The organism is Paenibacillus sp. FSL L8-0333, from assembly GCF_037965665.1.
Classification (GTDB): Bacteria; Bacillota; Bacilli; order Paenibacillales; family Paenibacillaceae; genus Paenibacillus_AQ; species Paenibacillus_AQ odorifer.
Window position 1 is genome coordinate 2,631,609 of record NZ_CP150186.1, and the last position, 22,252, is coordinate 2,653,860.

Annotated in this window: 20 protein-coding genes; 16 read left to right on the top strand and 4 right to left on the bottom strand. The window is 42.7% G+C overall.

Annotated elements, in window-relative coordinates; translation table 11 throughout:
• Position 1: 1 nt before the first annotated feature.
• Positions 2-715 carry a polyphosphate polymerase domain-containing protein gene (locus NYE72_RS11505; protein ID WP_036683495.1) on the bottom strand — a complete coding sequence of 238 codons (714 nt, stop codon included), beginning with the start codon at positions 713-715 and terminating at the stop codon, positions 2-4.
• 226 nt (positions 716-941) lie between these two features.
• On the opposite strand from NYE72_RS11505, the gene NYE72_RS11510 reads away from it, so the two are divergent.
• The 3 genes from NYE72_RS11510 to NYE72_RS11520 all read left to right on the top strand — a co-directional run bounded on the left by NYE72_RS11510 (position 942) and on the right by NYE72_RS11520 (position 7,132).
• Positions 942-2,183 carry a metallophosphoesterase family protein gene (locus tag NYE72_RS11510; protein ID WP_076224933.1) on the top strand — a complete coding sequence of 414 codons (1,242 nt, stop codon included), beginning with the start codon at positions 942-944 and terminating at the stop codon, positions 2,181-2,183.
• 218 nt (positions 2,184-2,401) lie between these two features.
• Positions 2,402-3,160: a DUF6612 family protein gene (locus NYE72_RS11515; protein ID WP_038570065.1), complete on the top strand. Its 759-nt coding sequence runs from the start codon at positions 2,402-2,404 to the stop codon at positions 3,158-3,160.
• Between the two features lie 351 nt (positions 3,161-3,511).
• Positions 3,512-7,132, top strand: a complete 3,621-nt coding sequence (locus NYE72_RS11520; protein WP_339212067.1) for a X2-like carbohydrate binding domain-containing protein — start codon at positions 3,512-3,514, stop codon at positions 7,130-7,132.
• Positions 7,133-7,731: 599 nt separating this feature from the next.
• Here the strand turns inward: NYE72_RS11520 and NYE72_RS11525 are convergent.
• Positions 7,732-8,472, bottom strand: coding sequence for an SDR family NAD(P)-dependent oxidoreductase (locus tag NYE72_RS11525; protein ID WP_036685870.1), 741 nt, complete (start codon positions 8,470-8,472; stop codon positions 7,732-7,734).
• Between the two features lie 131 nt (positions 8,473-8,603).
• Between NYE72_RS11525 and NYE72_RS11530 the strand changes: the two genes are divergently transcribed.
• Both NYE72_RS11530 and NYE72_RS11535 read left to right on the top strand, forming a co-directional pair.
• A complete protein-coding gene (locus NYE72_RS11530; RefSeq protein WP_036685873.1) occupies positions 8,604-9,497 on the top strand; it encodes a LysR family transcriptional regulator in 894 nt (297 codons plus the stop codon).
• 388 nt (positions 9,498-9,885) lie between these two features.
• Positions 9,886-10,596 (top strand): SAM-dependent methyltransferase, encoded by a 711-nt coding sequence (locus NYE72_RS11535; RefSeq protein WP_038570073.1) that lies wholly within the window; start codon positions 9,886-9,888, stop codon positions 10,594-10,596.
• Positions 10,597-10,671: 75 nt separating this feature from the next.
• On the opposite strand, the gene NYE72_RS11540 is transcribed toward NYE72_RS11535, so the two are convergent.
• A complete protein-coding gene (locus tag NYE72_RS11540) occupies positions 10,672-11,886 on the bottom strand; it encodes an MFS transporter (RefSeq protein ID WP_038574369.1) in 1,215 nt (404 codons plus the stop codon).
• 174 nt (positions 11,887-12,060) lie between these two features.
• Here NYE72_RS11540 and NYE72_RS11545 point away from each other — a divergent pair, with 174 nt between their 5' ends.
• From NYE72_RS11545 to NYE72_RS11575, 7 genes are all read left to right on the top strand, one after another.
• Positions 12,061-12,222, top strand: a complete 162-nt coding sequence (locus tag NYE72_RS11545; RefSeq protein ID WP_155288118.1) for a hypothetical protein — start codon at positions 12,061-12,063, stop codon at positions 12,220-12,222.
• Positions 12,219-13,181: a phosphotransferase gene (locus NYE72_RS11550; protein WP_052096960.1), complete on the top strand. Its 963-nt coding sequence runs from the start codon at positions 12,219-12,221 to the stop codon at positions 13,179-13,181. Before NYE72_RS11545 ends, NYE72_RS11550 begins: the two co-directional genes overlap by 4 nt.
• A gap of 60 nt (positions 13,182-13,241) precedes the next feature.
• A complete protein-coding gene (locus NYE72_RS11555) occupies positions 13,242-13,727 on the top strand; it encodes a DUF3888 domain-containing protein (protein WP_038570075.1) in 486 nt (161 codons plus the stop codon).
• Between the two features lie 819 nt (positions 13,728-14,546).
• Positions 14,547-14,882: a hypothetical protein gene (locus tag NYE72_RS11560; RefSeq protein ID WP_244886465.1), complete on the top strand. Its 336-nt coding sequence runs from the start codon at positions 14,547-14,549 to the stop codon at positions 14,880-14,882.
• Positions 14,883-16,025 (top strand): DNA polymerase III subunit beta, encoded by a 1,143-nt coding sequence (gene dnaN / locus NYE72_RS11565; protein WP_038570077.1) that lies wholly within the window; start codon positions 14,883-14,885, stop codon positions 16,023-16,025. It abuts the gene before it with no gap.
• A 183-nt stretch (positions 16,026-16,208) separates the two neighbouring features.
• On the top strand, positions 16,209-17,093 hold the full coding sequence (locus NYE72_RS11570; RefSeq protein WP_038570079.1) for an EFR1 family ferrodoxin: 885 nt from the start codon (positions 16,209-16,211) through the stop codon (positions 17,091-17,093).
• Between the two features lie 3 nt (positions 17,094-17,096).
• Positions 17,097-17,717 (top strand): hypothetical protein, encoded by a 621-nt coding sequence (locus NYE72_RS11575; RefSeq protein WP_076147170.1) that lies wholly within the window; start codon positions 17,097-17,099, stop codon positions 17,715-17,717.
• Positions 17,718-17,828: 111 nt separating this feature from the next.
• Here NYE72_RS11575 and NYE72_RS11580 read toward each other — a convergent pair whose 3' ends face one another.
• Entirely contained in the window at positions 17,829-18,446 is a 618-nt protein-coding gene (locus NYE72_RS11580; protein ID WP_036685885.1) for a nitroreductase family protein, read from the bottom strand.
• A gap of 221 nt (positions 18,447-18,667) precedes the next feature.
• On the opposite strand from NYE72_RS11580, the gene NYE72_RS11585 reads away from it, so the two are divergent.
• The 4 genes from NYE72_RS11585 (at position 18,668) to NYE72_RS11600 (ending at position 22,164) form a co-directional block, all read left to right on the top strand.
• The gene (locus NYE72_RS11585; RefSeq protein ID WP_339212068.1) at positions 18,668-19,510 is read left to right on the top strand and encodes a DUF2785 domain-containing protein; all 843 of its coding nucleotides are present in this window, start codon (positions 18,668-18,670) and stop codon (positions 19,508-19,510) included.
• A 200-nt stretch (positions 19,511-19,710) separates the two neighbouring features.
• Entirely contained in the window at positions 19,711-20,154 is a 444-nt protein-coding gene (locus NYE72_RS11590) for a DUF1641 domain-containing protein (RefSeq protein ID WP_036685888.1), read from the top strand.
• Between the two features lie 40 nt (positions 20,155-20,194).
• Positions 20,195-21,373 carry an NAD(P)/FAD-dependent oxidoreductase gene (locus tag NYE72_RS11595; RefSeq protein ID WP_036685891.1) on the top strand — a complete coding sequence of 393 codons (1,179 nt, stop codon included), beginning with the start codon at positions 20,195-20,197 and terminating at the stop codon, positions 21,371-21,373.
• Between the two features lie 164 nt (positions 21,374-21,537).
• Positions 21,538-22,164: an SGNH/GDSL hydrolase family protein gene (locus NYE72_RS11600; RefSeq protein ID WP_038570083.1), complete on the top strand. Its 627-nt coding sequence runs from the start codon at positions 21,538-21,540 to the stop codon at positions 22,162-22,164.
• Positions 22,165-22,252: the final 88 nt, after the last annotated feature.

Below are 22,252 nucleotides of genomic sequence, written 5' to 3' on the forward strand. Positions count from 1 at the left end.
ATCAATAATCCTCCCAAGTGTTAGTTTTTAAGAATTTGCGGCAGATCACGTATTTCGAAGCGGACTGCCTATTCAGTCCCTCCAGCTGCAATGCGATTTTAATGTACTCCGGAATATACTCATCAAATTTCACTTCAAAAATTATGAAGTTCTCATCAATCGCCCGAATCGGATGCAAATCCTTATCGAAAATATCCGTAGAATGCAGGCCCGTACGTAATTCTTTATCGAACGTAATTCGCACATTGCCGTTGTGGCAAACATAAGGCTCGCGAACATAATCCACGATGACCTTGGGTCGCAGCAGGTTATGGCGCATCTGATCGTATAACTCCATGAACAGCGGACTGTCCGGGACGTTCAGCACTTCGTAGTTGCCCGCCATAATCTCGTCGTACATTTGCCGTGTTAGCGGTTCTTTGATTTTGGCGATATAATCGTCCATTTTAATTTTTTTCTCAAAGTGAATGATGTTGTCTTGGATGTTGTAAATGCGAATCCGGTATTTGGCCCGCTCTCTGAGACCGCCGAGCTTGTCTGCAAGTGCCGTGTTGTTGATATCGTCAAAATACAAACTCCGAATGTGGTATTCTCCACTCTCATTAGCGTGTTGATCTTTATCAATCAAGCTTTGCAATCGCTGGCGTAATATAAGGTATTGATGATAGTTAATGAAAAATTTAAGTTCATGCCGGAATTGAAGCTTCTTATTCATTTTCACACCTCGTTTCTCTCTCTATCTCTGGCTAACCTTCCTGCTTGACTAATTCTAGGAGACAGACCTTATGCTTAACTTAAAATAGACTGAATGTTTGCTGAATGTTTTACACTGCGTTAACAAAAGTCTGTATAAAGAATCGTGTGCAGATTTGACTTCTGACTTTGTAGGGGGCTATCTTATTTAGAAGGCTAGAGAGAAATTTTCATAAGGAGGTACCGTGATGAGAGACTATAAATTTGCCATAATCCTAGGAGTGCTTGTGATTGTGGTTATTTTAGTGGCTTATGGGTTGGAACGATCGAAAAGCGGAAGTGATGCTACTTCACCAGCACCGTATGATCTCGTGACTACCTTTAAGGGAGCCGCGAGCACAAGCCGCGCGTTTACTTGGTATACAAGTGACTCTAGTGCAGCAGGCATTCTGGAGATTGTAAAGGGACAGGTGTCCTCTTTTGCAAATACGGATGTACAAAGGGTAGAAGCGAAAAGTAGTTCCATCAAAACAGACAATGGCACCAAAGGTGTTCATAAAGTGGAAGCTACGGGTCTTGAACCCGGGACGTTATATACTTATAGAGTGGGTAGTGGCGTTGAAGGGGAATGGAGTCCGGCAGCGGAATTTACAACGGAAGAAGATGGACTGGACAGTGTGTCTTTTATCAACGTAACGGATTCTCAAGGGGAAACGGCAGAGGATTTTAAGCTGTGGGGGAATACACTGAACAAGGCTTTTCAGACATTTCCTGAAGCCGAATTTATTGTGCATAACGGCGATTTGACGGAGGATCCGGAGGATTCGGCAGGCTGGGATGATTTTTTTGGCAATGTGCAGGGCTGGATTTCAGGGATTCCGTTAATGCCGGTAACAGGCAATCATGATGAGGTGGATGAGGATGCAACGTATTATACTTCACACTTCAACCTGCCGGATAATGGGGCAAAAGGTTCAATTGCAGGTACCTCGTATTCCTTCGATTATGGACCTGTGCATGTAACGGTACTGAATACAGAGAGCAATCTAAAAAAGCAAACGGAATGGCTGAAGGAAGATCTGAAGAACACAGACAAGAAATGGAAAATCGTTGCGATGCACCGTCCGGCTTACGGGGGGAACTCCTATAAGAAAGTTGAAGATTGGACGGATATTTTTGATACGTATCAGGTTGACTTAGTGCTGCAGGGTCATAATCATGAATATTCCAGATCCTACCCGTTACGTGGCGGAAAAATAGTTCCAGAAGGTGAGATTTCCAAAGGTGCTAAACGAGGGACAGTCTATGTTGTGACTAACGCTTCTGGAGGGAAATTTAACGAGAAAAAAGAAGATCAGTTCTATCATGCGGTGCATTTTCAGAACAATAAGCAAATGTTTGCCGGCATTAACGTTACCGGGGATACATTAACCTATCAGGCTTATGATGTGGATGGAAAGCTGCTGGATGAGTTTGTGCTGACACATTGAGCTAAGGGAATTGGTAATATTACTAAAATACCTTCTCTGCTGTAAAGGCGGGGGAGGTATTTTTTTGATTTGCATCAAACCACCAAACCCGGCGCAACTGTACACCTTAAGACGCTTTTTCACATGTCTACCTTTTCCGTCATATAAGCTGTTAGCTTTATAATGATAAAATAGATTTAGTTATATTTGGATTTCATTTGAAGTGAAGGGGAAGTAATATGTTTATCAGAAAAGCGGTTTTTATCGGTATCATTTGTATGTTAGGTTTGACAGGTTGTGCAACGAACACTAAATCGGGTGCTGAAGGAGGGGGAGATAAGCGTGCAGAGGAGCTGCTCAGCATGTCTCGGAGTGAACTGGCTAAGCAGGAGAGCTACACTATAGAAATGGAGAAACAAGAAGAAACATCAAGCAAATCGGAAAAAAGTGAAGATAAACATTGGTCGAGCGCTGTCTCATTTCATGTCGACTATGTTAGAAATCCTTATACCGTATATCTAAAATCGGAGACTGCGGAAGGGAAGGAACGAGAAGAGTACATATCAGATACTGAATATCATACAAAGGTAATGGATGATTTATTTATCAAGCAAGACGATTATATTCCAGTGAAAGAAAAACAAATGGTACAAAGATTTATTGATCCGTACGATTATATAGACACGTACCAGATAGATTCTCAGGAGATCGTTGTTACTGAAGAGGAACAAGAATACATACTTTCGATGGAGATATCGTCTAATGATGCGAGTAAGGAAACACTCAAATTGATGAAACAGAATTTAACAGACAAAATTAAACTAAGATATACGCTGGATAAAACTACACATTTGCCGCAAAAAGTGGAAGCGGAAATATTCACTTCATTAAAATCAGAAAACTTAGATTCAGAATCAGTGCTCACTTTGCAAACAAATATCAGCCATTTTAATGGTATAAAAGAGATTGTTATGCCTGCAGATACTAGTGAAGAATAGTTATATTAGAAAGCCTCTGGGATTTATTCCGGAGGTTTTCTTTATCAACAGAATTATTTTTGATCAAAATTTAGTGAAATTGTATCCTGAAGTGTGAAAATGGTACGATTTTTAGAGACAATCTTCTGCAAAATATAACCATTTTCTCTCGATAATGAAAAACCTTACCATTATAATGAAAGCGTTATCAGAAAATGGATTCTAAGTTCTAAAGGTATGGATTAAGGGGGAGGGAGGAGCAGGGATATAGAGTAAGAAGAAGGCATAAACAAACCAATTATATCGTAGGAGGCGTAAAACGTGATTCGTAACCGTATCCGGAAAACAGGACTTTTGGTCCTGCTTGGCGCGATGGTAGGCTCTTTATTCTCTGCATTCCCAGCTACTACCCATGCAGCCTCAAGTGAACCTTACACCTGGAAAAGCGTTGTAACGGGAGCTGGCGGGGGCTTTGTACCCGGAATTATTTTTAATCAAACTGAACCGAATCTGATTTATGCCAGAACAGATATTGGCGGTGCCTATCGCTGGAATCAAGCTACATCCAGTTGGGTCTCAATTAGTGACTCGGTAGGCTGGGTAGATTGGAACAAGAATGGCGTAGATGCTCTGGCTACAGACCCAATTGATCCTAATAAAGTCTACATGGCAACGGGTACGTATACTAATCATTGGGATAATAATGGCCAGATTATGCGCTCTAATGACCGGGGGAACACCTGGCAAACTACTCCACTGCCTTTTAAAGTAGGTGGCAATATGCCGGGCCGTTCCGCTGGTGAACGCCTAGTCATCGACCCCAATAAGAACAACATTCTCTACTTTGGAGCTAGAAGTGGTAACGGTCTCTGGAAGAGTATTGACTCTGGTGTAACTTGGTCAAAGGTAACCTCTTTTCCAAATGTAGGCACGTATATTCAGAATCCGACACTTGATTATGGGAATGATCTCGTCGGATTGTCTTGGATCACTTTCGATAAGAGTACAGGTACACTTGGCAACGCTACTCAAACGATCTATGTCGGTGTAGCCGACACGGCTAGCAGCGTATATCGGAGTACAGATGGTGGAGTAACCTGGACAGCTCTGGCTGGACAACCTACGGGTTTCTTGCCACATCACGGCGAGCTGTCATCCACAGGCGACCTCTATATTACTTATAGTAATGGTGTAGGACCGTATGATGGTAGTAAGGGTGAAGTATGGAAATACAACAAAACTAGTGGAGCTTGGACCAATATCAGTCCTACGACTGGTACAGATAATTGGTACGGCTTTGGTGGATTGGCACTGGATGCTCAGCACCCTAATACATTGATGGTATCCAGCTTAAACGCTTGGTGGCCTGATGAAGTCATTTTCCGCAGTACCAACGGTGGCGCTACTTGGAGTCGCATTTGGGATTGGGGCAATTATCCAGAACGGACTTATAAGTTCAGCATGGATATCACCGCCGCTCCATGGCTCGATCATGGAACCACTTCAACATCCCTGGATCCTTCACCCAAGCTAGGCTGGATGATGGGTGATTTGGAAATTGATCCATTTAACTCGAATCGAATGATGTACGGCACTGGAGCAACAATTTATGGCTCGAACAATTTGACCTCATGGGATACCGGTGGCAAGGTAAATATCTCTGTCATGGCAAAAGGTGTGGAGGAAACTGCAGTGCTGGGGCTAATTAGCCCGCCAACTGGAACTTCCCATTTGATCACTGCACTTGGTGACGTTTCCGGTTTCCGTCATGAGGATTTGTCGGTAGCACCAACCAAATTCCAGACCAGTCCTTCATGGGCAACAACGATGAGTATTGACTACGCTGAATTGAGTCCGTCCTATATGGTGCGGGTAGGCAGTGCAGATAAAGAAAAAACGCCAAGCATGAAGTCTATTGGTATCTCTAACGATGGTGGAGTGAACTGGTATATGCCAAACTCCGAGCCTTCAAATGGAACCAAAACAACGGTGGGCCATGGACAAGTGGCAGTCTCTGCAAGTGGTAATTCCATTCTGTGGAGCACTTCAGATATTGGGGTCTATTACTCCAAAACCTCAGGCAATTCTTGGACAGCAAGTGCAGGATTACCGGCAGGGGCGAAGATAGCGTCTGATCGCGTGAATCCTAACAAATATTATGGATTCTATGCAGGAACTTTCTATGTAAGTGTGGATGGTGGAGCTACATTTACTGCCAACGGAGCTTCGGGCTTCCCGACCAATAATGTGGCTGGATTACAGCCGAATGAAGCCCAAATCAGTATGAAGGCAGTTCCAGGTATTGAAGGCGACATTTGGTTCGCCGGAGGGAATACGGTTGAGAATAAATATGGTCTATGGCACTCCACTAATTCAGGTGCGAGCTTCACGAAGTTAACGAATGTAGAAGAAGCTGATCTTATTGGTTATGGTAAGGCTGCTCCGGGCCAAACTTATATGGCATTGTACACCGTAGCGAAGATTGATGGTGTAAGGGGCGTTTTCCGTTCCGATGATGTTGGCGCAACTTGGGTACGTATTAATGACGATGCTCACCAATACGCTAAGATCAATATGGCGATTACTGGGGATCCAAGAATCTATGGACGTGTATATCTCGGTACGAATGGCCGAGGCACCTTGTATGCTGATCCTGTAAATCCACCAGCTACAGGCTCGACCATAACGCCAATAACTGCAAGCTTTGATAAGAAAACAGCGAATCAGGCAGACGTCGCAGTAACTATGACGTTGAACGGAAATACACTGAGCACGATCAAGAACGGAACGGCAACCCTCGTGGCCGGAACGGATTATACGGTAAGTGGATCAACAGTGACGATTAAAAAAGCGTATTTAGCGACGCAAGCGGTAGGAACGACTACGCTGACGTTTAGCTTTAGCGCTGGAGCTACACAATCTTTGGCGGTAGCGGTAACGGATACTACAACACCAGTATCTAACTCGACCATCACCCCAAGCAGCGCAGGTTTTGATAAGAAAACAGCAAATCAAGCAGACGTTGCAGTAACTATGACGTTGAACGGAAATACACTGAGCACGATCAAGAACGGAACGGCAACCCTTGTAGCCGGAACGGATTATACGGTAAGTGGATCAACAGTGACGATTAAAAAAGCGTATTTAGCGACACAAGCGGTAGGAACGACTACGCTGACGTTTAGCTTTAGCGCTGGAGCTACACAATCTTTGGCGGTAGCGGTAACGGATACTACAACACCAGTATCCAACTCGACCATCACCCCAAGCAGCGCAGGTTTTGATAAGAAAACAGCAAATCAAGCAGACGTTGCAGTAACTATGACGTTGAACGGAAATACACTGAGCACGATCAAGAACGGAACGGCAACCCTCGTAGCCGGAACGGATTATACGGTAAGTGGATCAACAGTCACTCTCAAGAAGGAGTATCTGGCAACTCAAGGCGTAGGAACGACAACGCTGACCTTTGAGTTTAGTGCAGGAGCCGCACAATCCTTGGTTGTCACCATCTCAGATACGTCAGTAGCTCCTACAGTAGCACTGAAAGTGCAGATGTATAACGGTACAGTGTCTGCTTCCGGAAATACACTAAATCCAAAGTTTAAGCTGGTGAATACAAGCACAAGTGCTGTTGCACTTTCTGATGTGAAATTAAGATATTATTACACAATTGACGGTGAGCAGGCACAAAGCTTCTTCTGCGATTGGTCACAGGCTGGAAGTGCGAATGTAACGGGCACGTTTGTGAAGCTGCCAACGGCTAAAGCAGATGCGGATTATTATCTGGAGCTTGGATTCTCGAGTGCAGCAGGTTCACTTGCTGCGGGTGCGAGCATCGATATCCAAGTGCGAGTGGCTAAAGAGGATTGGTCAAATTACACTCAAACCGGAGATTACTCCTTTAATGCGGTTGATACCAATTTTGTAGATTGGACAAAAGCGCCAGCCTACATCTCGGGTAATCTGATCTGGGGTAGTGAACCTAACTAAGAATCTCCATTAATAGTTATGCTGAAAAGGCTGTCCTAAAAGTAGAAAATTCTACTTTTGGGGCAGCTTCTTACTTTAACCCACAGGCTATAGGAGGTATGTTATATGTGCTATACGCTATGTGCTATGTACTACGTTCTATGAGGCATGTGGTATATGCTATGTGCTACGTTCTATGAGTCATGCGATATGTGATATATCGGATGGCTTCGTTCTATGAATCATGTGGTATGTGGTACGTGCTATGAGGAGGTGTGTGGTATACGTTATGTGGTATGTCGGATGCATTTATGGTTCCTACAGTGTTGGCTATATAGTATTTAGGGAAAACCTCCCTGAAAATAGCCGATATTTGCTTTAAATGAACGAAATCAGGGAATACCTCCCTAAAAATCAGGCGAATTCGTTATTTGCCAGTAAATTAGCTAATAATTAGGGAGGTTTTCCCTAATTATTGGTTGGATGGCCAGAAAACTCAGAATTTTAGGGAGAAATTCCCCAATTATTCTATTAACGCTTCACTTCCTCCTGTACGGTACGTAAGAACCAGCTAATGATACTTAAAAGTAGTTCTGACATACCATTAGCTGTTTTGACTGTTACAATGTTTGTCCGCTATCTATGGTAATGATCTGTCCAGTCATTGCTTCCTGTTCTAGCGCAGCGCAGACAAACTGGGCGATATCTTCGGCGGTTGAAATATGCTGAAGCAGCAGATTAGGGGCTAGTTTATACATCTGTTCTTCTCGTCCAGCCCACCATCTAGTAGCAACGGCGCCCGGTGCTACACAGTTAACTCTAATATTTGGAGCCAGCGCGTGTGCCAGCGATTTCGTAAGACCGTGGACAGCCGCTTTGGAGACGGCATAAGGAAGGGAGGAGCCTAAGCCTGTCTGTCCAGCGATGCTGCCGAGATTGATGATGGCTCCTGAATTTTTATGATTCATATATGGTGCAACCGCTCTGGCGCAGAAAAACATTCCTTTCACATTTACATCATATAGCTCATCCCATACTTCCTCGGTTGCCTTTTCCAGATCTCCGAGAGCAATATGTTTAGTTATACTGGCATTATTCACTAGCAGATCTATTGTCCCGAAATGCTGAATAATCGAATCCACCATACTCTGCACTTCTTGATCTTTAGAAACGTTGGCTTGTATTGCTATAGCCTGCCCCCCTTGATTCAGAATTGTCTTTACGGTTTCAATGGCTTCATCCTCAGATCTAGAATAGTTCACTACGACGTGAGCCCCGCGTTTGGATAGTTCCAAGCTTACAGCTTTGCCAATTCCAGTCCCTCCACCAGTTACTAATGCGACTTTATCGTTGAGATCCATCCTCATGCACTCCTTAAGTTGGCGTATGTTGTTGATATAAAGTATTCTATAGAGAAAAGTGGATTTCGTATAATTGAATATAATGAAGGTTTGGTTCAATTTATTTGAATTGAACACTGGAGGACACTAAGATGGATCTAAAAACAATAAAAACCTTTCAAACGATCGTAACTTCCGGAAGCTTTAATCGTGCCGCAGAAGAATTGAACTATGCCCAATCTACAGTTACTATGCAGATGCAAAGGCTTGAATCCGATCTGGGATGTCAATTGCTTGAGCGGGGTAAGCAGATTAGCTTAACAGAAGCAGGCAGATTGTTTTATGAAGAGAGCTTACATATCGTTAAAGATATGGAACGACTAGAGAGCCGTTTGGCTGATTTAAAAATAGGAGAAGCTGGCAACGTGCGATTAGGAGTAACGGACCCGACGGCGAGCTATCGTTTGCCGCAGCTTTTAAGTAGGTTTATGGTGCAATTTCCTAAAGTGAAGGTCTCCGTGGATATTGCGGGAACCGCCGCACTTAGTGAACTACTCCTGAGTGGTGAAATTGATTTGGCAGTGTGTTCGGCACCAGAGCTCGGTAAGGAGCTTTATTTTGAACCGTTATTTGCGGAGGAATTCTTGTTACTTTTGCCAGAAGAGCATCCGCTAGCATCCAAGGAACATATCACCCCAGAGGATCTACAGAGTCATCGCTTACTGATTACGGCAGCGAATTGTCCTTATCGCAAAAAATTAGAAAGTGTGCTGCAGGAATCAGGCGGGCCGCCACTAGATACAATGGAGATTGGGAGTATGACAGCGCTGAAATATTTTGTGGGAAGTGGTTTAGGCGTGGCACTTGTTCCTGAGATTGTGCTGAATCCAGCCCCAGCAGGAACTATAGTACGGAAGCTGGAGGGAAAGGTTATTGATATGACCTGTGGGATCCTATGTAAACTTTCAGATTATCCGCTCAAGCTAGCGAGCTCCAGATTGTATCATTTTTTAAAACAGGAACTAACCGTGACAAGGATATTTTGAATTTTAAACGAATTGTTAAGAAATAGAAAAAATAGAAAGGGCGGTGTTTGATGTTTTTTAGGAGGAAATTCAGTTTCTGGCTTTCGATTATAAGTATCATCATCTGTCTGAGTGACTATCTGGGAGTGGGGATCTCAAATATTATTCTTGTACGATTGAACCCTATTATAGATACACTGATCTTTACAGAACCTTTTGAAAGCTTCATGGTTGATGTAAATAATCCGAGATGGGGAACCAATAGTGCGTTAATCAGCGTCAGATTCCCAACTTATATTATTCATTTTGGAACGTTTTTGATTTTGGGGATTCTAATTGATTACCTTATTCGTATATTAAAACAGAAGTAGAAGTGTAAATGAGCCTAGAAGAGGAAAGGTGAGCTGAGATGAGCGGAGCAAAGGGAAAGCTTGATTTGGAGAGAATTGTTTTTATTGGCAGGACCTATGAGGAATATTTACGTATGTTTGATCTGCTGGAATCAGATCTCATCGGCCAGAGAATTCTGGATTGTCCTGCGGGTGCTTGTTCTTTTACAGCAATAGCGAATCAGTTGGGTGGTGCTGTAACGGCTGCCGATATTGCTTACTATTACTCTGAAGATGAGCTGGCAGACAAAGGGGTTCAAGATATTGCGCATGCGATGTCCGGAATGGAAAAAGTACAGGATAACTTCGTTTGGAACTACTTTAAATCAATCGAGGGCCTGACCGAAGCTAGGAACGCAGCTTTAACCGCCAGCACTAAAGATCGAAGACAAACCCCGGAGCGTTATGTTCCTGTGGTACTTCCGGATCTGCCATTTGCGGATGAAGCATTTGATCTGACATTATCTGCTCACTTTCTATTTATGTACAGCGATCGGCTGGACTATGGATTTCATCTAAAGACTATTAAGAAACTAATGCGGGTGACGAGAGGCGAGCTTCGAATCTTTCCACTAGTCGACCTTTCTTGTAAAAGGTATGAGCATTTAGACCGCCTTATTGATGATTTGGTGAGGCAAGGATTTACTGCAGAGGAACTAGAGGTTCCTTATGAATTTCAAAAAGGTGCAAAGCAGATGTTGAAGATTAGAAGAGCAGAATTGTTCCTCTGAAATATAAAACGAGGGTGCCTCAAGCCATGATGACTTTGGGAGCGCCCTCGTTTTTTGTATAAATATCTATAAAGCTTACGCTACAGTTTCTTTCCGTTCTGCTACAAAACAAGCTATGCCTAATACCAGACCAAGACCCACTAGAACCGCACCGACCCAAGGAAGCGAAGTGATCGCTAAATGAGAAATGACCCAACCGCCAATAAAGGCACCCGTTGCGTTACCGAGATTCCCGGCGGAGTGGCTGGTCGTTGAGGCAAGTGCAGGGGCTGCCTGAGCCAGACTCATAATCCGTATTTGCAGACCCGGCATGACCGCAAAGGACACCATACCCCAGAAAAATATTGTGATTACCGCAGCTATTGGGCTATGCATCGTGAAGGAAAAGATCGTTAGAATCATACTGACTGCAAAATAAAGTCCCACGATAGAAGGCATCAGCTTCCAATCCGCAAGCTTTCCGCCAACGATGTTCCCGATGGTCACCCCACAGCCGAATAAGACTAGAATCCAAGTCACACTATGTTCAGCAAAACCAGTCACTTCTTCAAGCAGTGGAGTAATATATGTGAACACGGTGAACAAGCTGGCGTTCCCTAACGCCCCGATCAATAAGAATAGTAGCAGCTTTGGATTAGCCAGCGCAGCAATCTGCTGGATAACACTCGCTGGTTTCTCTTGTTTAAGCTTTGGAATAAAAATGAGAATACCGATCAGCGCGGCGACTCCCATGACAGCAATCGCTGCAAATGAGGCCCGCCAGCCCATACTTTGTCCAATAAATGTCCCTAGAGGAACTCCGACAATATTGGCTATCGTTAAACCTGCCATCATAATAGATACGGCTCCGGCCCGCTTATTGGGTTGTACAAGATTGGATGCGATGACTGCGCCAACCCCAAAAAAAGTACCATGAGTTAAAGCTGTAATTATACGAGCTACCATGAGAACGGTATAGTTGGGTGCAAACACAGAGATTCCGTTGCCCAGTATAAAAAGAATCATGAGAAGACATAACAGTTTCTTTTGTGGAATGCGTTGCGTGAGAATGGTCAGGATGGGTGCGCCAACGGCCACTCCAAGTGCGTACATTGTAATGAGTTGGCCAGCAGTCGAAATACTAACCTGTAAATCGTTGGCGACATTTGGTAAAATACCCATAATAACAAACTCAGTCATACCAATCGCAAAAGCGCCTACCGTAAGAGAAAGTATAGAGATGGGAAAGGGCTCTTTCCCTGCTCGTTCTTTGCGTGTTTGTGCCTTGTTGAGGTTTGGAATTGCATTCATGATGCCGATGTTCAACCTTTCTTCTGCCTGTAATGAAGCTCCACCTTGGTTAAGATGATAGATCCGACATGTAAGTATTGCCTTTCTATTATTTAGTTTTCTGAAAATATTTTCAAGATAAATATTTTTTCAGATAGTTTTCATTTTTATAGATCATTGAAGGGATGGTTATTTATGAATGTTGAAGGCCAAGTCCAAGTGCTTGAATTGCCGGAAATGAAGCAAGAATTTAATAACAGTTTGCAGAGTAATGATCTTGGATTGGATATAGAAATCTATCAAATTGCGAACCCTTCCTGGCCCGATGAGGCTGAAGTGTTCCTTCCTTTGCGATGAGAAAAAATTATAAGCAGGCAGCTTTAATAGCGCTTCAGAACTTTGACCTGGATTGGACGCAGATTCGTTTTAACCAGCTATCGGATAACTGTACCTTTGTAATCGAAACTAATAAAGAGGGAACTTTTTTACTGCGCCTTCATTCGGGGAGATCTAAAGAGGAAATTAACTCCGAAATCGCGTGGCTGGAGCTTTTAAGGAGCAAAATTGATGTCTCCCTGCCAAAAGGTGTTCATGATCGCACGGGTGCTGTAACGTTCAAAGTGGAACAGGGAAATGGAGAAGGCGTGTATGCCTCTTTAATGCGTTGGGTTGAAGGGGAACATGCGAATGAAAATCTTACCGAAGAACAAATTTACAAAGAAGGCGTTCTATTAGCCAAGCTACATAAGGCGGCACAGGAGCTGGAGTTACCCCCTGGCTTTAATCGTCCTGTTTGGGATGAACATAGCTTTCGAAAAGCAATGCTTCGTTTAAAGCTGCATTATCATTGTTTTCTTACGGATGATGAGTTTGTGCTGTATCAGTCGGCAGCTGAAAAATTATACAACTGGTTAAGCAAGCAGCATAAAAATAAGAACAGAAGGTCTTATGGCGTTATCCATGGAGATTTACATCAAGGCAACATCATATTTAAAGAGGGCGAACCTCGGCCGATTGATTTTGGAAGATGTGGTTGGGGTTATTATCTTTATGACGTGGCACATACCCTTCTTGGACTGTATCCATTGCAAAGAGAAGGGGTCATTAAGGGGTACGAAAGTATCGCCAAGCTCGATGGGGAGTGGGTTCAGACTTTAGAGAATTTTACGGTCATGGTTATGATCGAAAATTATTGCCATCACGTATCCGATCCTAGGGAAACTGAGGGTCTAAAAGCAGAACAGCCCTATGCGCTAGCGATCCTGAAAAATTATCTTAAGGGAGAACCCTTTCTTTTTGACAGGATTGAGATTTAACGTATAAAAATAGGGTCTCTTTGGGGAATTTATATAAAGTTCCCTAAGGAGGCTATTGTGATGAAAAAAAGCTGGATTACTCCCCTTCTTGTCGCAGTGATGCTTGTTCTGACGCCACAACCTTGCTCCGCTAATAGGTTAATTCAACCTCAATCTATAACGCCCTCCAGGTCTGATTCGGGACTTCAACTGCCAGATCAAGATTCTCGCGAACTTAAGTTTCAAGACATTCTGATGTTATTTCTTTTACCCCATATTGAGAAAAAAATTGCAGATATTTATTCACCGCTTCTGCGAGAATCGCCAATGGTTTATCCTTACTTTGTGGATGTGACTGAGGTGAAGCGGCTCAATGGTTTCCGTGGGTTTGATTTCTTGATTACACTTAACGTATATCCTACAGTAGGTCCACATATTTCAGTTGGAGAAGATACCATGACTTTTAGGATCTCTCCTGGTCCTAAGGTGAAGCTTGAATCGTTCAAGCATCTAAAAGACCCCAAAAAGTCAGACTTCCCACCAAATTATCAGAACATCCTGAGATAGTGTAGTTTCGGTAAGGCAGGCGGAAGAGTAGATGTTAATATGTGCCGCGTGTTGAGTTATGAGGCGAGCTATTTTTACATGAGTAGGGAGTTCTGCGGCAAAGGTGATGGGTTGAGTAGGGAAGGGAGTCTTAGGAGATGGTGAGTGAGAGGGGAGGAAGGTTGGGCTAGTGGCGTGATGAGGGTGAGTGGAGGGGAGGAAGGTTGGGCTAGTGGCATGATGAGGGTGAGTGAGAGGGGAGGAAGATTGGGTTAGTGGCATGATGAGGGTGTGCGTGAGGGGATAGAAGTTGGGTTAGTGGCGTGATGAGGGTGTGTGAGAGGGAATGAAGGTTGGGCTAGTGGCGTGATGAGGGTGAGTGCGTGTGTCCGGGAGCGGGCAAACGGGATAGTTGCAGTTTATACACTTATTTGCAGGAGATAAGAAGCTTAGTCACTTTTAGTTGCATTTGGTGCAGTTAAAAGAAGTCTTTTCACACTAATTTGTTAATATCGTTGAATTTAGTTGCAGAGAATACACTTATTTCGCTCGGGCAGCACTATGTATTGTTTATAGTTGTATAAAGTGCAATTAACTCATACATTCACAAAAAAATTTAAGCAAAATAAAAAATCCATGGGTTAACGTTGCAATACCCAACTCATACCCAACTCATACCCAACGCATACCAAACTCATGCCCAGCCCACCACACACACTCCGATCTTTGGGGTGTTTTTTTGTGGTTAGAATTGTGGTGGATTAATGGCGATTATGGTATTATGAAATTAGTGGATATATTGATTTAAGTTACTAAATTCAAATATGGAGGTGTGAGGGATTGGGTGATCATAAATTCGAAGGCGAACACAAGGGGAGCAGTATTAGCGAAATTAAAGATAAAGTCACTAGCGATAGCGCAAGTAACAACGAGGATAAAGTCAAAGTAGGTGTAGCTACTAAAGATGGGCAGTTGGGGTTTCTTTTTACAAGGGGAGGTCTTCGGGAGGGTGCGGGTAGAAAAAGCACTGGTGTAACTAAAAAGGTATCTTTGACGTTATCTGAGGACGTTTGGCAGGAGATAGAGCAGGCTTGTGCGGATCAGAACGCATCTCGCTCTCAAGTATTTCGGAACATTATTGAGGCGCATTTTGTAAAGGAATCTAAGGAGAGTTAGGTGAAGTCTTTGCTAATCCATGTATTAAAAGATTCTCTGAGTACCGCTTTACAGGCAGCATTAAAAGCCATATCCGCGAATAGTTCCTCACGTGTTCTATCTGGAATACTTATTCAAGCGCAAACTCAGGGTCTGATATTAACAGCCAGCAATATAAGAATGACCATTGAATATAAGCTCCCTGTAAAAATGGATTCGGTGGTTGTGCACAACACAGGTGAGATCGTAGTTCCCGCACGTTATTTTTATGAGATCATTCGTAAGCTTGATCCTGGACTAATTAGGCTGGAAATCGTAGAGTCATTGATATTAAATATTCAATCAGGGAACACTCAATTTCGTTTATGTGGAATGGATGCAGCAGAGTTTCCGAGAATCCAATACATAGATCATCCAAATATTCAAAGGATAAGCATGAAGAACATTCTCTTGAAGCAAATATTTAAAAGAGTGGTTTTTGCGGTCTCTTCATCGGAAACCAGACCTGTGCTCACAGGAGTTTTGCTTCAAATAGATAAGCGAAATATTCGTGTAGTCGCCACTGATGGCATCCGCTTCGCCCAGCATATTGTTGAAAGCATAGAAGATTACGGTGCAATTCCTTTAGATGTTGTAATCCCGGGCAGTAGCCTGGAGGATCTTTTAAAAATATTAAGCGATGATGCAGACAGCAGCACCGATTTAGAAATAGGCCCCAAGCAGATCAGATTTATTTCTAATGGATTGAGGGTTCAGTCTGCCCTTTTAGAAGGAACTTATCCCTCTGTCAATAATTTAATCCCAAAAGCGTATCTCTCCGAAGTGATTGTTAAGACAGACCGTTTGTTACATGTGGTTGAACGTATTTCTATATTGGCTGGTGAGAGTGTTATGCTCAGCGTACTTCCTTCTAACACGCTAAGTTTAGTGTCCAAGACTGCAGAAATTGGGGATGTAAAAGAAGAGATTCCTTTGGATCATCTAGAGGGTGATCATTTTCGAGTAGCCTTTAACGGAAAATATTTCAGGGACATCCTTCGGGCGATTGATAGTGAGACGCTTAGAATCAGGTTCGCGGGAAAAGAAAGACCGCTGGTGATCCTGCCTGTAGACGCATCTTCGTCCACACTTTTTTTAATTACTCCTGTGAGGACGCATGATTGAGGATATGTTAATTGCAGTATTTGAGTACATTTGAGCGAATAGCTGCAACTGAGTCCGATAGTGTGGCAAAACGAGCGAAATTATAGAAATAAGAGCAACTGAGTCCGAAATAGCCCAAACCCACTTCAGCATCACAGCTTTCCCAGACGGGAATGAGGTATATTTGATCTGGGAGGGGATGGAATGCATAATGCAAAGACGGCCATATTTTATTTCTCAGGTACTGGCAATACGGAGATTATTGCTAAGCAATTTGCTGAAAGGCTAAGAAGTAAAGGGCAAGACGTAGATTTGTTTAGAGTGGAAGATATTATTAAAGGCACTCGTTCTGTAGAATATGAAGCCTATGATCTTATAGGTATTGGTCATCCGGTTCTAGGCTTTGGCGCTTCCGGTTTTGTTGAACATTTTGCAGATCAGCTGCCTGAATGTAATGGAACCCCGGCATTTGTATTCAAAACGGCATCCTCTCCACACTATATCAATAACGGTGCTTCGAATACGGTTCTTCGTTCTTTGCGTGGGAAGGGATATATCCCTTTTCACAATTCCATTTTGGCGATGCCATGTAATTTTTATATCAAATATGATGACAGGTTGAATAAGCAGTTGTACCAAGCCGCACAGCGTAAGGTGGAATTGTTTGCAGAGGAAATCGTAAACCGAACACCACGAAATCTGCCGATTCACCCTGTGTTGGAGCGGGTTCTGAGAACAGTATATTATTGTGAGGAACACCAAGGGGGAAAATACTTCGCAAAAGGATTGCGTACAACGGACGCTTGCACACTATGTTTAAAATGTGTCAGCAACTGTCCAACATCCAATATTAGTAGCGGCGTAGAAGGAATTGTTTTCAGTCAAAATTGTTTATTATGTATGCGTTGTGTTTATTCTTGTCCTCAGAAGGCAATCCAAGCGACAAGACTGAAGGCTAGCGTAGTAGATCCCTATACTGGAGGTCCGAATCTTCATAAACTAATGAAGGATTCTGCGAATGATGGACGGTTTGTTACTCCCAAATCCAAGGGCTACTATAAGCATTTTATTAAGTATTTGGAGGAATGACATATGAATCTGTTTCGGATGGGATCTAAGCCACTGGGGATTGAGCGGATCAGCACATTTTTGGAGGATAATTATGTGAGTATCGGCTACCCCGGAATAGGGGATCTGGAGAATCTAAGCATAGAGGAACTTCGTGATCGATTAATCGGTACTTACCAATATAGTGAGCCGGAGCTTATGCAACATCTGCAAGCCCTTCAGCTATTTGTACATACGATGCAAGATGGAGATTATGTGCTGGTGGCCGATGGAGATTGGGTACATCTCGGAGACCTCGGAGATTATTTTTACAACGAGTTAAATGATAATGTTGACGAGGGTACATGCCATCGGCGTGGTGTAACGTGGTTGAAAAGTCTGCCGATTTCTGAACTAAACGCAGGCGTGCGGGAGTTATTTAACCAAAGTGCACCGGTTGTACAATTTAAGGGTCCAAAACCAAGTGCTCGCTTGGATCTGTGGATTACAGGTGTTTCTGCTAATGAACAAGAAGTGAATAGTCCGCTGGAATTGGATGAGGAGACGCTCTCTAAGGCGCTTAATATTTTGAAAGAAGCTTTGATTTGTGATGACTCCGAACGACGGGAACGAGCAGCGATTGCGATTTTACAATATGCGAAGTAGAGCACCTCTTCTATATCGGGCACACGGTTCATTATCTTCATGATGAGTTCCAATTAAAAAAACGTTCCACCCGTTACTTGCCTCGGATGGAACGTTTTGCTGTATCTATAATCAGATGAACTCAACGAATTCGTTGACTGGCTTACGGTAGCCGCGGGGTCTGATTTTATGTTTTTTGTCTTTGCCGATCGTGATCAGCATAACAGGTACCATATGATCCGGCAGATTCAAGGTGGATTGGATAACATCAGCATCGAAGCCGATCATCGGGCAGGTATCCCAGCCTTTATCTTTGGCGATCAGCATAAAGTGCATGGCCGAGAGAGAGGCATTACGTATTGCTTCATCTCTTTGAAAAGCATCCTTATCAATGTAAGCATTGTTAATCATCTCTATTTGCTCATCATATTCCTCTTGTGACATCGCTCCTAAAGCTTTAAGCCCGCCATAGATTTCTGGAGCCTGCTGATAAGCATGCTTATCTCCTAGCACTACAATAACTGCTGAAGCAGTATGGATTTTATATTGGCCGTAAGCCGCTTCGCGAATTTCTTCTTTTAAGCTCTCGTTAGATATCACTTTGTAATTTGTATGCTGTAGATTATAGGCCGATGGTGCCAATCTGGCGTAAGAGAACATTTCCTCTAATTCATTCTGAGGGATGGTGACCCCTTCCACAAAATTCATAGCGGATCTGCGGGACTGAATCAAGTCTGTAAAAGCGCTCATAAGTATTCCTCCGTTGTGTATGTATTCGGTTGTAAAATATAAACACCTGATATTTGTAAATGTACTAACTAAATGTTACTAACTCAAAATAACACAGCCTATAAAATTCGTCAATGATAAAATTTATTGAAGTTAATCTTGAATACCCTGTTGTCAAAAAATAGGACATAAATTAGGATATTGGGATATGTAAAAACACGGTGAATGAAAGGGTGGATAAATTGATTAATAGTAGAGAACGATTGATGATAGATTTACAAAGAATCGAAGAGAATGACTACGAGCTTAGAAGTGGACAGGACATAAAGGATTATGTGAAGTTGATGCTTGAGCATTTAGGAGATCCCGAGCCTGTGCTGCGTGATGAATTGATTTATTACACATTCTACAAATGGATTAATGAGAAACATTGGTTTAATGATGCGGAGCTTCGTGAACTGTTGTGGATACTCCTTGACGAGCAGCATCTGTTTTATCACATTGGGAACAAAGAAGATCAGACGGTGTATACAAGAACATTTTCTGTATTGGTTGTTGCTCTTATTCTCCAGCGGCATAGGGAAAAGGCTATATTGGATAGCTCTGAATTTACAAAGGTGAAGCAGGGTTTAATTCGTTATTATAAGGAAGAACGGGATTTAAGAGGTTATATGGAAAAAGAAGGCTGGGCACACGCAGCAGCCCATGGCGCAGACGCCTTGGATGAGCTGGTTTTATGCTCGGAGAGTGATGCCGAGGTGCGGGAAGAGGTTCTGACAGTTGTTCAAAAGATGCTTTATAACGATCAATACATATTCAGGGAGGAAGAAGATGAACGGATTGCTACTATTATAGTTACAATCATCGATCATCAATTACTTCCACAGCAGTCTATAACCGATTGGATTCTCAACTTGGCGCAATGTGGCAGTTGGCCTAGAAGCCACAGCCAGTACGTTACTCGAATAAATACAAAGAACTTCCTGCGTTCTCTTTATTTCAGGTTACTTCTAACAGAGAAGAATATGGACATTGTGGATGTTTTGTTGAAAACTGAGAAGAATTTGAATGAATTTGTACATTAATTCACTCAAACGGTTTTAATTAACACTGGTAATTTAAATAATTTATTATAATGTAATAAAAATCACAAAATTTTATGGAAATTCAAAAACTTTGTGACATTTATAACTTGATAAGTGCTATAATAGAAATATGGCGTTAAAAGTTCTTATGTTTTTCATTACTATTAAGCAGCAAAGCTTATTGCAGAGGAGATTTGGATATGTCAGAATCAATCACTCAAACACAACCTGAACAAGAATCACCAAAAGTAGCTGTTAGCAAGGAACAAATGGATGTTCTAGAGCAGCTCTTGAAACCAGAAGTTCAGGAATCATTAACAGTCTTGGTGGAACAGCTGCCAAAATTAACTGAGCTTGTTGGCGTGCTTACAAAGTCCTATGACTTTGTGCAAACTGTCGCAGCGGATGATGTCTTGAAAAGTGATACGGTAAGTGCAATTAAAGAACTTGCTGAACCTGTAGTGCATTCCGCGAAGAATATGGCAGCTACAGTGATCGAAGCAAAAGATCGTGCGAATGAAAGTAACGAAGTTATTGGTCTTTTTGGTCTTATGAAGTTGTTGAAAGATCCACAAGCACAAAAGCTTTTCCGTTTCGTAAATGCATACCTTCAAGTTGCTGGAGAACGCAGTAAGCAGAAATAATCATTTTCATATCTTATTCGTAAGGGACGGAGGAAACATCATGTCTAAACATATTGTCATTCTAGGAGCAGGTTATGGTGGTCTACTAAGCGCCTTAACCGTACGCAAGTATCTCAAAAAAGATGAAGCTAAAATTACTGTAGTTAATCAGTATCCTACCCACCAAATCATCACAGAATTGCATCGTCTTGCAGCAGGTAGTGTTGCAGAGGGTGCTGTTGCTATGCCTCTAACTAAGCTTTTCGCAGGTAAAGATATTGACCTGAAAATCGCGAAGGTTAATTCATTTTCTGTGGAGAACAAACAAATTGTTCTTTCTGATGGTGTGACACTTACTTATGATGCGCTTGTTGTAGGTCTTGGCAGCACTACAGCTTATTTTGGCATTCCAGGGCTTGAACAATACAGTATGGTATTGAAATCAGCTGCAGATGCTAACAAAATTCATCAACATATTGAGGATCGTATTCGTGAATATGCGAAATCGAAAAATGAAGCAGATGCAAACATCCTGATCGGTGGCGGCGGCTTAACAGGCGTTGAGCTTGTTGGTGAAATCGCGGATGTATTGCCTACACTTACTAAAAAATATGGCGTTGATCCTAAAGAAATTAAGCTTATGCTCGTTGAAGCAGGTCCTAAAATCCTTCCAGTATTGCCAGATGCATTGATCGAACGTGCTGTAGCAAGCTTGGAAAAACGTGGTGTTCAATTCTTGACAGGTCTTCCTGTTACGAATGTAGAAGGCAATGCGATTGACTTGAAAGACGGTCAAAAAATTATTGCTAACACGTTTGTATGGACTGGTGGCGTACAAGGAAATCCACTCATCGGCGAATCCGGTCTTGAAGTTAACCGCGGTCGTGCAACGGTGAATGAGTTCTTGCAATCCACTTCTCACAAAGATGTATTCGTTGCTGGTGACAGCGCGGTGGTCTTTGCAGAAGATGGACGTCCATACCCTCCAACTGCTCAAATCGCTTGGCAAATGGGTGAATTGATCGGATACAATCTGTATGCCTTCTTAAAAAATAAATCGTTTGAAAGCTTTAGCCCAATCAACTCTGGTACGCTTGCTAGCTTAGGCCGTAAAGACGGTGTAGCCATCGTTGGTGCAAGTTCTACTCCGTTAAAAGGCTTGCCTGCAACTCTGATGAAGGAAGCAAGTAATATTCGTTACTTGTCCCACATTAAAGGATTGTTCAGCCTAGCTTACTAATATAGTTTAACCCTAAACCCTGCTCGAATCTGAGCGGGGTTTTTGTTATTGTTTTTTTAGTGAAATGTTTGCATTATTGATGTTTCGTAGTAGGCTGTATTCATTGTATTTGATATAATAGATTGGGTTATATTAACAGAGGTAGTTAGAGGAGGATTTCATTTATGATATTCCAACAAAACGATGTCATTCTGTTTCAAGGTGACAGCATAACAGACTGGGGACGTAATCATGAAGACGCTTCATCGCTTGGAGTGGGTTATGCAATGATGGTCGCCGCTCGTCTGGGGTATTTATATCCAGAGAAGAATCTTACTTTTATTAACCGTGGCATTGGTGGCAACCGTATTGTTGATTTACAGGGGCGTTGGGATAAGGATTGCCTGGATTTGAAGCCGACTTGGGTGTCCATTTATATTGGAATTAACGACACTTGGCGCCGTTTTGATTCTGGTGAAGAAACCACTCCCAAGCAGTTTGAAGCTTCATATCGGGACCTGATTAAACGCACTCAGAAATCTTTGGATGCTAAATTAGTGCTTATAGAGCCTTTTGTTTTGCCTGTACCGGAAGATCGTAGAACTTGGCGTCAGGATCTTGATCCTAAAATTCATATTGTCCGCGAGCTGGCACGTGAATATGGGGCGCCGCTGGTTCCGCTAGATGGACTTTTTGCAGCGGCCTCCGTAAAAGCAGAACCGGCTTACTGGGCATATGATGGAGTACATCCTACTCCTGCAGGTCATGCACTTATTGCGGATGCTTGGCTCAAAACGATGGGAGCAATCTAATCAATTGTCATTTTAAGACTAGAACCACGCTTTAATAAGCAGGTTGTAGTCTTTTTTTAATCGCGTGTTAGTAAAGTCGTTTTTATAT

What these genes read in the sequence shown, in the direction of transcription:
- NYE72_RS11505 (WP_036683495.1), bottom strand. Translation starts at nt 715, where the DNA reads ATGAATAAGAAGCTTCAATTCCGGCATGAACTTAAATTTTTCATTAAC.
- NYE72_RS11510 (WP_076224933.1), top strand. Translation starts at nt 942, where the DNA reads ATGAGAGACTATAAATTTGCCATAATCCTAGGAGTGCTTGTGATTGTG.
- NYE72_RS11515 (WP_038570065.1), top strand. Translation starts at nt 2,402, where the DNA reads ATGTTTATCAGAAAAGCGGTTTTTATCGGTATCATTTGTATGTTAGGT.
- NYE72_RS11520 (WP_339212067.1), top strand. Translation starts at nt 3,512, where the DNA reads ATGGTAGGCTCTTTATTCTCTGCATTCCCAGCTACTACCCATGCAGCC.
- NYE72_RS11525 (WP_036685870.1), bottom strand. Translation starts at nt 8,472, where the DNA reads ATGGATCTCAACGATAAAGTCGCATTAGTAACTGGTGGAGGGACTGGA.
- NYE72_RS11530 (WP_036685873.1), top strand. Translation starts at nt 8,604, where the DNA reads ATGGATCTAAAAACAATAAAAACCTTTCAAACGATCGTAACTTCCGGA.
- NYE72_RS11535 (WP_038570073.1), top strand. Translation starts at nt 9,886, where the DNA reads ATGAGCGGAGCAAAGGGAAAGCTTGATTTGGAGAGAATTGTTTTTATT.
- NYE72_RS11540 (WP_038574369.1), bottom strand. Translation starts at nt 11,886, where the DNA reads ATGAATGCAATTCCAAACCTCAACAAGGCACAAACACGCAAAGAACGA.
- NYE72_RS11545 (WP_155288118.1), top strand. Translation starts at nt 12,061, where the DNA reads ATGAATGTTGAAGGCCAAGTCCAAGTGCTTGAATTGCCGGAAATGAAG.
- NYE72_RS11550 (WP_052096960.1), top strand. Translation starts at nt 12,219, where the DNA reads ATGAGAAAAAATTATAAGCAGGCAGCTTTAATAGCGCTTCAGAACTTT.
- NYE72_RS11555 (WP_038570075.1), top strand. Translation starts at nt 13,242, where the DNA reads ATGAAAAAAAGCTGGATTACTCCCCTTCTTGTCGCAGTGATGCTTGTT.
- NYE72_RS11570 (WP_038570079.1), top strand. Translation starts at nt 16,209, where the DNA reads ATGCATAATGCAAAGACGGCCATATTTTATTTCTCAGGTACTGGCAAT.
- NYE72_RS11575 (WP_076147170.1), top strand. Translation starts at nt 17,097, where the DNA reads ATGAATCTGTTTCGGATGGGATCTAAGCCACTGGGGATTGAGCGGATC.
- NYE72_RS11580 (WP_036685885.1), bottom strand. Translation starts at nt 18,446, where the DNA reads ATGAGCGCTTTTACAGACTTGATTCAGTCCCGCAGATCCGCTATGAAT.
- NYE72_RS11590 (WP_036685888.1), top strand. Translation starts at nt 19,711, where the DNA reads ATGTCAGAATCAATCACTCAAACACAACCTGAACAAGAATCACCAAAA.
- NYE72_RS11595 (WP_036685891.1), top strand. Translation starts at nt 20,195, where the DNA reads ATGTCTAAACATATTGTCATTCTAGGAGCAGGTTATGGTGGTCTACTA.
- NYE72_RS11600 (WP_038570083.1), top strand. Translation starts at nt 21,538, where the DNA reads ATGATATTCCAACAAAACGATGTCATTCTGTTTCAAGGTGACAGCATA.